Origin of the sequence: Paenibacillus wynnii, from assembly GCF_030812855.1 — a bacterium.
In the GTDB taxonomy this organism is placed as follows: Bacteria; Bacillota; Bacilli; order Paenibacillales; family Paenibacillaceae; genus Paenibacillus_AQ; species Paenibacillus_AQ wynnii_A.
Map to the genome: position 1 here is coordinate 1 of NZ_JAUSTK010000038.1, position 13,528 is coordinate 13,528.

The window sequence follows — 13,528 nt, forward strand, 5'->3', positions numbered from 1 at the left end:
CGAAAGATGCGATATTACTTCACGAGTGACTGGGATTCTTTCATCCAGGTTCTGAATATGGAGCCCACACGACGATCGAAGGGAAGACAAAAAATCCCGAAGCCTGTGGAGGCCCCACCGCGAATGAGTGCCAAGCGAGAAACCGTAAAAATAATTGTGGGATAAACAGAATATAAAATTACTTTTTTTGGTAATTAACTCCTACACTTTAAGAGCCCTTTGATTTTTTTCACTTTATTCAAAAAACACAACTATAAAATTATTACTTTTTTAGTTTTTCGATTTCGTGTAAGGTTCTATGCATGTCTAGTGCACATTGTGCAACTATATGTTGAAACCCATGTAGGTAGACGATTTGCCGTAATTGTCGCGGATAACTGAGGAGATACTTCTACTCTCTTACACAAACTTCTTGACGCTACCTGAGAATATCGATTGTATAGAAAGTAAAGCAGAGTATGAAAATATATGTCGAATTAATAGGATTAATGTTGTATTATTGGGGAAGCTTGTATAATTAATTCTAGTCATTTGGAACTAATCGGTTGATACTAAAGTCAATCCGTAGAATAAGAAACGGCAAATCCGCACGAAAGTCGGAGACGCAAAGCCACGGGTCTAAGCAAGGGTACTCCTTGTATGACAGCCGGGTTACCTACAATTCTTCATGGATTGGCTTTTTTTGTTGCCGAAAAACACAGTAAAAGAGAGGGGTATAGTATGTCGGCAAGATTTTTTGGTAAAATCGCATTCATCGTTATGTTTTTGGCAGCTCAAATTATTCCTTTCCAAGGGGTTACGCACGCAGCGGAAAGCCAAACTTCTTTAAGTGACATTAGTAGTCATTGGGCGAAGGAGGAGATTAACGAATCAATCAGTAATGGATTGATTTCAGGTTATGCGGACCAAACCTTTCAACCCAATAAGGTCATTACTAGAGCAGAATACATATCGATAGTGAATAAAGCGTTTGGCTTTTCCCATAAAGCCGACCAAACCTTTACAGATGTCTCCCCTGAAAAATGGTTCTATAACGATGTAGCTAAAGCAAAGTCTAGTGGTTATATTTCAGGTTTCGAAGACAGCACTTTCCGGCCTGATCAACCGATTAGCAGGGAACAGGCTGCCAAAATTATTTATCAGCTTATGCAATTAGATGGTGGGACAGCAGAGAGAAATGCAGTATCTTTTCAAGATGAGCAGCAAATGTCTGCCTGGAGCAAACCTTACATGAAAGAAGTGGTTTCCAAGGGGTATCTGAAAGGCTATCCTGACGCTAGCTTCCGTCCTCAAAAATCCATCACAAGAGCTGAAGCTGTAGTGATGCTAGATAAAGCTGTAGGACAATTAATACACCAAGCAGGATCTTATGATCTGAAAGAAGTTAAAGGGAATGTGACAATCAACAGCGGCGGTGTCACTGTAAAGAATGCTGTGATTAAAGGTGACCTCATCTTGGCAGCAGGGATCGGAGAAGGAGAAGTCCTCCTTGATCATGTGACCGTTGAAGGAAGAACGATTGTGAACGGGGGCGGAGAAAACAGTATCGTAATTCAAGACTCGACGATGAATCAGTTGTTGGTTCAGAAAGACTTCGGCCGAGTCAGAGTTTTTACGAAGGGCGATACAAGCATAAGCAATACCGTCGTCAAATCGGAAGCCAAACTGGAACAAGAAAAAGGAACTACTGGCTTTCAATCCATCTCCGTTGAAAGTACGACGGTCAATGATGTCGTGAAACTTGAAGGAACATTTGTGAAAGTGGCTGTGAATTCGACGGTAACCCTCGAAGTTTCTGGACAATCCACCGTAACATTACTTCAGACTAATACAGGTTCTGAAGGCTCCGAGATCAAACTCTTGAGCAATGCAATATTGGAGCAAGTGATCCTTCAAGCTAATGCGAAAGTAACGGGAGACGGAACCATTGTAAAAGCTGTGATTAATGTGGAAGGTGTAAGTTTCGAACAGAATGTAAAAGAGTATATTTTATCAGTACTGGTAAAACTCGTCCTCATTGACGGGAAGGAAGTATCAGGAAGTTCGGTTCCAACGGTTCCTGTGGCAGGAGGTACAACAAATTCACCGACACCTGTACCAACCTCAGGCGCGGGAGGTCCTGTTTCTCCTGGACAGCCGACTCCTGGGCAGCCAACTCCTGGGCAACCGACTCCAACACCGACTCCGGATCAGAGTAACGGGCTGGATATTAGAGCTGCTTTTATCGTACAAGACAAAATATACAATGTGTATTCAACATTCGATGATTATTCGGCGGTACAATGGAACGTAACCAATTCAGTTACACAGGATACGTACCAAACCCAGTATATCGAATCATTTGATGACTTGGGAATCTACAGCACTACAGGAGGGGTACTCTCTCCAGCAAAGTATGACCTAACCAATCCCGACACTTCACAGAGTTATTCGGGGCTTATGCTGTCTAGCATTACGGTTAACGATAGTGTGTATGCCCAAGTTTATTATGGTGGTAACGAGGAAATTTTTTATCAAATCAATGATAGCTACGCAGTCCAAGATCTTAGCGACCAGTTGCCGGATCAAGCCGTTCCTCTTACTGCTGGGGATAGTATAGCGCTTGTTTATGGAGAACAGTTTCTGATTTTTGCTACATGGAACGGAAGCGCCTGGGAGCTTGATGCGATTAATGATCAACTTGAAGCGCCAACCAATTTAACGGCATTGACGAAATCGAATACGGAGATCGCTCTGCAATGGAATCCAGTTGCGGGTGCGGACCAGTACAATATCTATTACAACGATACGCCTACTGGTGATTTTGTTTCATTGCTGGATCCAAACGGTGAACCTGTTACCCTAACGGGAACGACCTATGTCGATAGCACGAATCTTACACATACGACAAGATATTATGTTGTTACCGCAGCGAAAGCGGGATTAGGCTTAGAATCATTGGCAGGCAACATTGCGTTCGCCACAACCTATTATAATGCTCACCTAGCCTTAGATGTATTGATAACGGATACAGTAAGACATCCATCGGAGCCGATCCTCTATATTACTGATAAAGCCAATAAGAAGCTCTATCGTGTCAATTACGTAACGGGTGAAAAAGACTCCATTTCGTTTACCCTACCTCCGGAGAGTCTCACATATGCAGATGGTAAAGTCTATGTATCTTTGCTAAAAGCGGAGCATTCTTCCTATACTTACACTTCACAAGGTGCAATTGCGGTAGTGGACGCGGCAACCTTTACACTTGCGGGTATACATGATATAGCTATTGATCCTTTTGATATCGCTGTCGACCGTTCAGGGTATCTCTATGTGGCTTCGGGTTCAGGGCAGTGGACTGATATCAAGTCGTATGATGTGAACACCTTTACAGAGATATCTGCAAGCGGAATTCGGCAAGCAAATTATATCCAAATGCACCCTGTGTTGAATAAGATTTATACGATTTCTACAGACACGACGCCGAGAGACCTTAGTACATATAATGTAACGAACGGTCAATATGTTGATCCACTTTATCCGGGCGGGTATGATTCACCATACCATGGCGATTACGTGATGACGCAGAACTTTACCATTTCTCCAGACGGAGCCTATATCTTTAACGGGTCCGGTAATGTATTTAAGGCTACAAGCAATAAGTATGACGATATGAAATATGTATACGGGCTTGGAAAGGCGTATGCTGATATTGCCTTTGATCTGTCAAACAACAGATTTTATACGGCGATGAACACCAATGTACAAGTATACGATTATAATAACTTCCAGCAAACGGCATCATATCATTTAGACGGTATCGCTAAATACATTTACAACGATACCGATAAGTTGTTTACAATATCTACTTTAGCAGGAAAGAATATAATCGAAGTTGTAGAAAAGAATACTAGCGAAGCGACCATACCGGTTACGGTGCCCGGTCTCAAACTGGATGGTAGAGTAGTCGACATTGCCTATGATTCTGCAAATCAGAAGGCTTATGCAATCGACGAAGCGTTCAACAATCTATATGTGATTAATCTTCAAACGCAGACGGTAGCACAGACTGTTAAGCTTCCATATCGTCCTGCCGGGCTGACACTATCGGAAGATGGGACTAGCATTTTTATCGTGAATGACGATCTGAATAAGCTAATAACGGAAGTGCGTTTATCTGATTTACAAGTTGTAAGACATTTGTCTTACACGTCGACAGTGGATTCCCGCGAAACCTCACACAGACATATTTATCATAATTCGGGCTTGCTGTATGTCGTCATGGGCGATTGGGAGCCAACGCTGCTTGCGTTCAATTCGACTACCTTTGCAGCTGTGAATTACGGAACTTCGATCAAAGGAGTAGGGGATCTAGCTTTCTCTAGCGATAAGAGTAAATTCTTTTCGTGGTATCAATACGGCTGGGATGCAGGAAATGCGGGCTCCAATGTATATGCCTATTCTGTCAGCGGAAATAGCGTAACGAAATTGGGACAATCCACTCTAACTTACCCAGACTTCACAAGAGATCCATTGGATACTCCAGTTCTATTGTTAAAAGATCAAGGGAAGTTGGTCGTAAAGAATAAAGTCCTTGATCTGAATAATATTTCGCTGGTTCTAGGTACATTAGCAGAACCGATCTATGCAGCGAATTCTACGGGTACGTTGTTGGTTGGTAAAAATGGAATATATGATGCGGCAACGTATCAGAAGGTACAACCATTGTCGTTAGGTGCAGCAACAGAAATCTTCTTTGATCCTAGCGGGAAGCTATATTATGTTCTAAATGGTGTGTTACTGTCTGTACAGATACAAGTACAACAGTAAACAAACAAAGTTCTCGGGTTACATTTGGCCAAGAACAACACTAAAAGGGATTGCTTCAGAGTCTTTACAGACTCGAGGCAATCCCTTTTGTGATCACGGCTGGTGGAGCAGGCTGAATTCTTGGGTGGTTTCCTTGGAGGAATGAGATTTAGCCGGTTTTCTTTTCCTGTGTTAATCCCAGCTTCATGGCAAGAGGTTTAATGGTTAAGCCTTGAGCTAGAAGGGAGAACAACACCACGCTGAAGGTTAGCACCAGAACATCCTGCCTACCCTCGAAAGACGGAGGCAAACTTAGTGCGAGAGCAATGGACAGACTTCCCTTCAGGCCACCCCAGTTCAAAATGGCTTTCCAAGCAGAGGGAAAGTTCTTGATATAGTGAAGACTTGCGTATAGAGCCAGTGTTCTTCCGATCAATACGATGACAATAGCACCTGCAATAAGGCCCCATTCATCCATAAAGTTGATATTTTTAATTTCGAGCCCGATCATTAAGAAAATCAGGGAGTTGGCGATTAGCGTGATGACATCCCAGAACGAGTTAATATTGGTTTTCGTAGTCTCCGACATCCCAATCTTCGCTCCGTAGCTTCCAAAAATCAAGCCACTGACCACAACAGCAATAACCCCGGATACATGAAAGTGCTCAGCAATAAAGTAGCTTCCAAAAAAGAGCAGCATCGAAAAGCCGATTTCCAGCGGATAGTCGTCATAGAAACGGATTAACTGGGAGAAAAGATAGCCCATAACCGCTCCGATGAGAATCCCGCCTAAGCTGAATTTCAAGAATAGCAGGAGCCCGCTGCCAATGCCGAGCCAGCCCATCTCCATGTAGGAGATTAGGTAAACTGAAGAAATTTGAAACAGGACGACAGCAATTCCATCGTTGAATAGAGATTCGCCCTCAATAATGGTAACAACGTTCTTAGGAACGCCTAAGGATTTGAAAATGGAAATTACGCTAATAGGGTCGGTGGCGCTCATGAGTGCAGCAAAGGTAAAGGCGACAACCAACGGCACGCCGAGAATCCAATATACAGCCAGCGCTATAATGAGGTAGGACAATAAGGTGCCGCCGAAAGCTAAGGCCAGAACGGGCTTGCTTTGCTCTCGCAGGTGTGAAAAAGGCAACTTTAAGGTAGCATCACCCAGCAAAATAGGCAGAAACAAAGAGATAATAATAGCTTGAAAAACATGCGATTGCGTGATGAACCTTTCGGCCTGCTCTAGAAAGGGCACATTCAGGGTCCCCAGTAAAAGTCCAACTACGACAAGAGCGATGGAAAAGGGCTGATTTATTTTTTTGGCGACGGCAATAACACCCATAGAAACGGCCAACAAAATTAATATTTCAATAAAGACTTCGTTAAACTGATGCATAAGACACCTCTTTGTCCAAGGATTTTGGATGATTATGTATTATAATATTGTAACTTAAACTGCTGTGTTTTAAAAATAACTATTTATTAAAATACTTTTATAAAGTATTATAAAAACTGAGGTGAGAGAGCGTGGAGAACATCGGTGGAAACGCCCTGGTTATTAAAGAGGTCAATATAAACTTGGTCCGAAGAGTATTAAAGGAAATGAAACAAGCAACAAAAAAGCAAATCGCAGAGACAACCGGCCTCAGTATCGTGACTGTAGGGACAATGCTGCAGCATTTAGTTCAACAGAATGAAGTGCTGGAGGCAGGTTTAACCTCTTCGAGTGGAGGGAGACCTGCACAACAATATATATATAATGTGGATTACGCGCTGGCGTTGATTTTGTTCCCTTTTGAAAAAAATGGGTTGATCCTGATCCACCATACCGTGGTCAATCTATCCGGCCATTGTGTGCATGAGGCAGAGATGAAGGTGGAGATGATCGATCTCGCAACCTTTGAAAAGATCATAGATCCATTGCTTATAGCCTATCCCTCCATTCAGGCCTTGGGCTTTGGCTTACCCGGTGCGGAATACGATGGGAAAATGATTGTTTCGGACTATGAAGCCTTACTGGGTATCTCTTTGACTGAGCACTTCAGGAATCGATATCAAAAACCGGTAGTGATGGAGAATGATGTGAACGCAGCAGTGATCGGGTTTTGCAACAGAACACAGGCAGCACCTGACTCGGCGATTGTGTATTTATATTTTCCGGAACGGTTTCCTCCGGGTGCTGGGCTATATATTAACGGGAAGTTGTACAAGGGAAAACGAAGCTTTGCCGGAGAAGTGGCGAATATGCCGCTCGGGATTCCATGGGGAGAGGAGTCTTTGCTTGCATCCTTCGATCTGCTGTGTAAAGCAATCGCCAAACTTACCGTTGCGGTCAGCAGTGTGCTGAATCCGGATTCCATTGTGTTATATGGAAGCTTTCTGCAAGCCGAGCATGTTCATGCCATCACGGAGTTATGCAGCACGCAGCTCCCGACAAGCGCTATGCCGAAGATCATCCTCACAGAGGACTTTGCAGCAGATTACCTTAAAGGAATGATTGCGCAAACCTTAAGTACGTTGGAACCTAACTTACAGTTAACCAAATAAAAGATATAGGTGGTAGACGATATGGCTACGCTTTTTTTAATCATCATCTACTTGGCGTTTATTAGCTTGGGATTGCCGGACTCTATGCTCGGAGCGGCTTGGCCTGTTATGCAGTTGGAATATGGGGCTCCGATTGAAATGGCAGGTGTGTTATCCATTGTAATTATCGTCGGGACGATCATCTCGAGTTTAGGCAGTGAGACCATTCTTAAACGGTTGGGTACCGGTAATGTTACCTTTATAAGTGTAGCAGTTACTGCAGTGGCGTTATTGGGATTTTCTTTTGCACCTTCTATGATCTGGCTCATTGTATTGGCTTTGCCTCTGGGTTTGGGAGCAGGCTCTATTGACGCAGGGTTGAACAACTATGTAGCTACCCACTATAAAGCTCACCACATGAGCTGGTTGCATTGTTTCTGGGGAGTCGGGGCCATGCTTGGACCTATCATTATGTCCCAATTTATTGCACAGGACAATTCATGGAGAAGTGGTTATTTTGTCGTAGCGATGATTCAATTTGCGCTGGTGGTACTGCTGTTCGTTACTCTTCCTCTGTGGAAGCGCTTGGGAAATCAAGGCGGGGTGGATATAAAAGAGGTTCAGGAGGATACAACTAATCCTTTAACTCAAGAGTCAGCGCAGTATGAAAAGCCCTTGAGAATAAAGGGTGTAAAACTGGCATTAATAACTTTTCTGTTTTATGTGGGGATGGAAGCAACAATGGGCCTCTGGGGCAGCAGCTTCTTGGTAAATGTTAAAGGAATGTCTGCTTCCGCAGCAGCACAGTGGGTCTCCATGTATTATGCAGGAATCACTGTAGGCCGGTTTGTCACCGGATTTGTTACGTTCAAATTCAGCAATCGTACACTTATACGTACAGGACAGATCCTAGCATTGGTTGGAGCGATTCTATTGGTACTTCCGTTACCGACAATCTTTTCCCTATTCGGCTTCATATTAGTTGGCTTGGGATCTGCACCTATTTTCCCCTGTATGCTGCATGAAACGCCTGTTCGCTTTGGAAAGAAGCATTCACAGAAGATCATGGGCTACCAAATGGCTGTTGCCTATACCGGTGGAGCCATCTTGCCGCCTCTCCTTGGATGGGTAGCCGCTCATAGTTCATTTGTAATTTTCCCAATAGTTAATGTGAGTTATATTATCCTTATGCTTATCGCATCGGAGAAGATCAATGGTTTGATGAAAAAGCGTATACCGCATAAACATATTTAAGTGATAACTTGCTTGTTGTTTGATTAAAGTAATTAAGCATTTTTTACAAAAAATACTATGGTAATAACTTGTAGTGCTGTGTATAATTTTGAGTGTTATCAGACTTTTTAACTATACATAGAGCACTATCAATGGGAAACCAGGTGCTTGAACAAAGGCAAACCCGTACGAAAGTCGGGGACGCAAAGCCACGGGCCTTCCGTCATGATTTTATCATGACCTGGCTGCCGGGTTACTCAAGGGGCTTGGTTTTTTTTGTTGCATTTTTTAAGGGGGAGAAATATGAATAGAGTAGTAAGAAAATGGTTAGTTGGAATATTGGTTGCTGGATTACTGATGGTAGGAATAGCCCTCCCAGGGCAACAGGTATCCGCGGCAACCACATACACCTTTAAGGATGAAGTGACGAAGTTTACGTTCAAGGGGGGTCTTGTAAATATATCGGGATCTCACGTGGTTTGGCGGTCTAGGGGTACAACGGGTGCCGGTCAAATCTATTATGGAAACACGTCGACCGGCAAAACTCTTGCAGTGACAAAACACGGTAAACTTACGGATACGCCAGTGGTGGGCATTAATGGACGCGGTGAACCGATTGTTGTGTGGGCTGATAAAAGAGACTATAGCACTGGAGAAAGTAATTTTAACTGGGATATCTACAGTTACAATGTCAAAACGCAGATCGAGACAAAGCTTAATACGGATACTGGTCAACATCGCATACCTTCTATAGAAGGCAATTATATTGTCTGGCAGACTAACCCTCAATACGACATGCATTTATATGACCAGGTAAATGGTACCCTGACAGATTTAGGTAGGGGGAGAGATCCAATAGTTAGGAACGGACGTATTGTCTACAAAGGAGAAATGGACGGAGATCTCTATGAATATGTGATATCATCCGGATCAACCCGCAAAATTCTTGATCTACCATACACCTCCTATGTTGAGCGCTTTGTGTTCAACGGCAACCAAGCCCTTTGGAAACAACGGAATCTCGATCAGTATGGGAAGAATGTTTATCTCAATCTGGATGCGGTTAATCCCCAGCCGACTGATTTAACCCTACCAGTCATGCAGGGTAAAAGTGAATACAGGCAGATGAGTATTTCGAAGAGATACGCTGTTTGGCTGGAGACTTCTGGCGACAAAGTAATGTTAATGGGTGTAGACCTTGAGTTAGGAAATGCATTTAACTTGGGTGCGATAAAGGTAGCGCAATTTGTTGGCTTCAATGGGGAAAAGCTTGCTTTGGTTATAGATGACAAACTGGTTTACCGGAATATCGTGCGTAGTAATTAGTAGGTAGACATAATGGAATAGAGAAGGCCCCGTTATCTAGCATTCAATTGGCTAGTTGATGGGGCTTTTAGTAGTTGATTGCTTAATAATTAATACTGACCATGGGAGCAATATATCTCTTTTGGTCTTTTTTTTATGGGAATAGGGTGTTAACCGATATGGCTCATTAATAAGGTTAAAATGATATAATCTAAAAAGGGCAAGTTTTACAAGGAAATCCCTGGATAAATATAATGCGTGTGCAAAAGATGGCATGAGACCGGTATTAAAGTGTAGGGGGCAATCATGAAAGTATGGTTACGACTTTTACTAATAGCAGTAATAATATTTATTGTTTCATCAGTTGTTTGGTTTCTTCTAGGTTCTACGGCTTATTTTCAACGAGGGATGGATATTATAGGAACTACTTATTTGTTGGGTGCAGGTATTCCAGTTCTGTTGTTCGCTATATTATTTACCATTTTACTTACAAAAAGATGGTCTCCAACGGACGGAGTAGATTATGTTGGAATTTGTGTTGCACTAGTCATATCAACACTGCTCGCAGCCGCCCTGATCCAAAGTGTAAGCACTAACGGTTGGTCGAACGAAAATATAGAAAGTGACTCAATACAGATTACGGCAGATGAAAAGTATGAATATCGAACCGATTTAATTAATTTATTTCAAAGAAATAGTTCAGCACGGCTCTACCTAAAAGAAGTCGGCTTGGGGGAGGAAGTGTTCATTCCTGTTGATATTCAGACAGGCAAGATTGTAGGACTTGGGGTTAGTGAGGTCAATCACTGGGTGATGCTTGAACCCACGGATGAACCATCTCGTTACATCCTGTATACCACAAAAGAACTTGGAATTCCTATAGAGAGATTTAAGATAGATACTGTAGCAGGAACTTCGGAAAGAGTGGAGTAAATTGCTTGAAAATTACCACATGCGAGTTACATGCTACTGTGGTTTTCTTATTTTCAGACAAATAATATTAGGAGTGTCTTATATGAAGCTTGACCAAGCCCTAATTCAGTGATTAGTACATTAGCAATTGATCAAATAGCTTTAGGTACTCCTTGGTTTAAGATTGTATTTATTTATGAATATGAGAATCGAGAAGCACTGGAAAAAGACAGAATGATATTATATAAAAAATTCAAGAAAGTTTATTTTGATGGGGAAGTCGTTGAGATTATAACTGGGAATATTTACATTGTTACTTCTAAAGATAAAGGGGAGAGGGAATCTAAGATCGAAAAGCAGCTAAGGGATATATGTATAAATAAGGGTGGGAACTGATGAAAGTTAAAAAAATCGAATATCCAACTGCACTCTCAAAAATAGTAGATATTCATGATAATAATATGGATGTATTTATTGAACTTGAGGATGGAACCCATATTACTGTTGTTGTTAGTACACCGTTAAATTTACCAAAGAGAATATTGAGCAAGCGATTGAAAATTATGCTGAGGGGGACGCATTCTGGTTAAAACTATTATTTGTTGCAGATGTTGATAGAGAATTTATTGACATGGACAGAATAGAACAATGTATTAAGAAAATAAAAAAAGATAATGAAGAGATAAAGCTAAGCTAAGATTTTATAAGAGGAGAATGGAAGGCATGAGAACCAAAGTATTACTAGTTCTATTATCTATTGTCTTATTGCTAATCTCTTGCAGTTCCACTACTAGATTGATGAATTATGAAATTGTGGATGCAGCATATTCAACAAATAAAGTGAAAATAAACTACCCCAATATAAACAATATGAAAAATAAAAACAAACAAACTAAATTGAATGAACTATTAGAGACTGAAGCCTTAAAAATTTTAGAGTTAGTAGATGTAACTAATGCGAGTATGGGTATTTCTTATCGAATAATGAACCAAAGTGATTATTTATTGAGCATCCAATATTTTGGGGATACATACTCTGAGGGAGCGGCATATCCAATAAATATTTTTTATACTACGCGAAGGAGTACTTGAAGGTATCATAAGCAACTTAAGTAAAGAAGATTTACTTAATCAAACGAATACATATAGCTATATAACACAAGATGCTTTAGGTATAAGTATGACTGTTCCACATGCTTTAGGCGACCATTTTGAGATGGAAATAAAGTTTAAGGATTTAGATGACAACATAAAGAAAGAAAATATATTTTAGGGAAATTAGTTTGGGGATAATCTATTATGAAAATTAAATTCAGAAATATCTTAAGAATATGCTTTTTTATAATTCTATGTTTAATCGTAACAGTCTTATTACTTAGATATGAAGGTTATGAACTAAGAGCGATACTCATCGGACTAATACGTGAGTGGCTTGCTTTTTATTTGGTTTTAGTGGAATTAACATTATTTTCAATGAGGAAGTTCAAATCATTTAATGAATTGTGGAAAAGAGTGGTTTTTGTCAGCATAAGTGGATTTCCCTATATTATTTTATTTCTTTTTATGATCAGTAGTATATATAAAATTTCAATGGATGCATTTGTGTTAGGTTATCATTCCAAAGAAGTTATGATTATCGATCGTAACTGGAAGTACAGATCCAGCGACAAAGTTACGATTGAAGTCGATGGTGAAATATACACGTATTCCCTGAACCCAAGTTATACTGAAGCTGAAAAGGGCAAATCTTATCAAGCTAATTTATTTACAATGTCCAAAATAATAATCGTCGTAAAATAAAGGTGTCCAAGGAGGTGACTCGCTGATGGTACGTGTCCAAATGCTTGGCAGACAGCTATTTAGAAAACAAAAGTTAGTGATTAGTGTATTGCTCCTCATTTGTTTGTCCATTGGGGTTATAACACCGCCAGCAAATGCTGAGTCTAGTCGGGGAGATCAGGTCATGCCGATATCAATCGATGGGTATTATGTCCTTTTTCCGGGAGAGAGTGCGCCTTTTGTGAAAGCCGGTAAATTAATGGTTCCGATACGTTCATTTGTCGATGTAATTGGAGCGAATCTGATGTATAAGCCCCAAACGAAAATGTCTACTGTGTCCTTATTGGGACGATCGGTTGGAAACATAAAAGCTGGAAAACCAGATGCTGTATTCGATGGAGATATGGGTTTCTCTTTGGGTGCTGAGCCGGAGCTGCGATATGGAATGTTATTTGTTCCAGCAATCCCCGTTCTTCGTGAATTACAGTACCGTTGGGAAATACAAAGCAATAATCTCAACCGGCCAACGATTGGTATTCATTTTAGAGAGAATATGAATGTTCTTCTAGCGCGGATAGTACCTCCGGTAGATAAGGCTCTTTTCCCAACGGAGACGACAGTGCATCCGTATCCATTGTATCCGAATAGGCTCACACAGGAAGTATCTGGTAAAGAATACAAACTGAAATTAAGTGTTCAGAATACATCGGACTCAGTTATATCTAAAGGTAGTGCCGAGTTAGAGTTGATATTTGTGGACAGCCAAGGTAAATCAATACTGCGTAAGCTGATAGGACCGGATTCATCAACGCCGAAAGCAGCAGAATTGTCCCTTGACTTCCTGATTCCGGCGAAGGTTGAATATGTGTTATTTCGTGCACGGACGGTGAAGTAGTTATATAAACTGAACAAAAAAAATAACAGAAAGCGAAAAGGAACGAAAGTCCAAATCTTCACTGTAGTGACGCCTGAGCCTTAAGTT

General features: G+C 41.2%; 10 protein-coding genes and 2 riboswitches. Of the genes, 9 read left to right on the forward strand and 1 reads right to left on the reverse strand.

The genetic code is table 11. The features are described 5' to 3' along the window. Window positions 1-568: 568 nt before the first annotated feature. Window positions 569-659: riboswitch (cyclic di-GMP riboswitch) on the forward strand. Window positions 660-720: 61 nt separating this feature from the next. Continuing rightward, window positions 721-4,809 carry an S-layer homology domain-containing protein gene (locus J2T20_RS23375; protein ID WP_307592062.1) on the forward strand — a complete coding sequence of 1,363 codons (4,089 nt, stop codon included), beginning with the start codon at window positions 721-723 and terminating at the stop codon, window positions 4,807-4,809. Window positions 4,810-4,957: 148 nt separating this feature from the next. On the opposite strand, the gene J2T20_RS23380 is transcribed toward J2T20_RS23375, so the two are convergent. After that, window positions 4,958-6,187: a cation:proton antiporter gene (locus tag J2T20_RS23380; protein ID WP_307592064.1), complete on the reverse strand. Its 1,230-nt coding sequence runs from the start codon at window positions 6,185-6,187 to the stop codon at window positions 4,958-4,960. A gap of 206 nt (window positions 6,188-6,393) precedes the next feature. Here J2T20_RS23380 and J2T20_RS23385 point away from each other — a divergent pair, with 206 nt between their 5' ends. From J2T20_RS23385 to J2T20_RS23420, 8 genes are all read left to right on the forward strand, one after another. Continuing rightward, the gene (locus J2T20_RS23385) at window positions 6,394-7,338 is read left to right on the forward strand and encodes an ROK family protein (protein WP_307592066.1); all 945 of its coding nucleotides are present in this window, start codon (window positions 6,394-6,396) and stop codon (window positions 7,336-7,338) included. A gap of 21 nt (window positions 7,339-7,359) precedes the next feature. Continuing rightward, window positions 7,360-8,571 (forward strand): MFS transporter, encoded by a 1,212-nt coding sequence (locus J2T20_RS23390; protein WP_307592068.1) that lies wholly within the window; start codon window positions 7,360-7,362, stop codon window positions 8,569-8,571. A 146-nt stretch (window positions 8,572-8,717) separates the two neighbouring features. Beyond that, window positions 8,718-8,811: riboswitch (cyclic di-GMP riboswitch) on the forward strand. Between the two features lie 42 nt (window positions 8,812-8,853). Next, window positions 8,854-9,876 (forward strand): hypothetical protein, encoded by a 1,023-nt coding sequence (locus J2T20_RS23395; protein WP_307592070.1) that lies wholly within the window; start codon window positions 8,854-8,856, stop codon window positions 9,874-9,876. A gap of 285 nt (window positions 9,877-10,161) precedes the next feature. Then, a complete protein-coding gene (locus tag J2T20_RS23400; RefSeq protein WP_307592071.1) occupies window positions 10,162-10,788 on the forward strand; it encodes a hypothetical protein in 627 nt (208 codons plus the stop codon). A 374-nt stretch (window positions 10,789-11,162) separates the two neighbouring features. Continuing rightward, a complete protein-coding gene (locus J2T20_RS23405) occupies window positions 11,163-11,357 on the forward strand; it encodes a hypothetical protein (RefSeq protein WP_307592073.1) in 195 nt (64 codons plus the stop codon). A gap of 133 nt (window positions 11,358-11,490) precedes the next feature. Next, window positions 11,491-11,859: a hypothetical protein gene (locus J2T20_RS23410; RefSeq protein WP_307592075.1), complete on the forward strand. Its 369-nt coding sequence runs from the start codon at window positions 11,491-11,493 to the stop codon at window positions 11,857-11,859. Window positions 11,860-12,066: 207 nt separating this feature from the next. After that, window positions 12,067-12,567 carry a hypothetical protein gene (locus J2T20_RS23415; RefSeq protein ID WP_307592076.1) on the forward strand — a complete coding sequence of 167 codons (501 nt, stop codon included), beginning with the start codon at window positions 12,067-12,069 and terminating at the stop codon, window positions 12,565-12,567. Between the two features lie 25 nt (window positions 12,568-12,592). Beyond that, window positions 12,593-13,441, forward strand: coding sequence for a stalk domain-containing protein (locus J2T20_RS23420; protein WP_307592078.1), 849 nt, complete (start codon window positions 12,593-12,595; stop codon window positions 13,439-13,441). Window positions 13,442-13,528 lie beyond the last annotated feature (87 nt).

Coding starts and splice junctions, on each gene's coding strand:
- J2T20_RS23375 (WP_307592062.1), top strand. CDS start 721: ATGTCGGCAAGATTTTTTGGTAAAATCGCATTCATCGTTATGTTTTTG.
- J2T20_RS23380 (WP_307592064.1), bottom strand. CDS start 6,187: ATGCATCAGTTTAACGAAGTCTTTATTGAAATATTAATTTTGTTGGCC.
- J2T20_RS23385 (WP_307592066.1), top strand. CDS start 6,394: ATGAAACAAGCAACAAAAAAGCAAATCGCAGAGACAACCGGCCTCAGT.
- J2T20_RS23390 (WP_307592068.1), top strand. CDS start 7,360: ATGGCTACGCTTTTTTTAATCATCATCTACTTGGCGTTTATTAGCTTG.
- J2T20_RS23395 (WP_307592070.1), top strand. CDS start 8,854: ATGAATAGAGTAGTAAGAAAATGGTTAGTTGGAATATTGGTTGCTGGA.
- J2T20_RS23400 (WP_307592071.1), top strand. CDS start 10,162: ATGAAAGTATGGTTACGACTTTTACTAATAGCAGTAATAATATTTATT.
- J2T20_RS23405 (WP_307592073.1), top strand. CDS start 11,163: ATGAAAGTTAAAAAAATCGAATATCCAACTGCACTCTCAAAAATAGTA.
- J2T20_RS23410 (WP_307592075.1), top strand. CDS start 11,491: ATGAGAACCAAAGTATTACTAGTTCTATTATCTATTGTCTTATTGCTA.
- J2T20_RS23415 (WP_307592076.1), top strand. CDS start 12,067: ATGAAAATTAAATTCAGAAATATCTTAAGAATATGCTTTTTTATAATT.
- J2T20_RS23420 (WP_307592078.1), top strand. CDS start 12,593: ATGGTACGTGTCCAAATGCTTGGCAGACAGCTATTTAGAAAACAAAAG.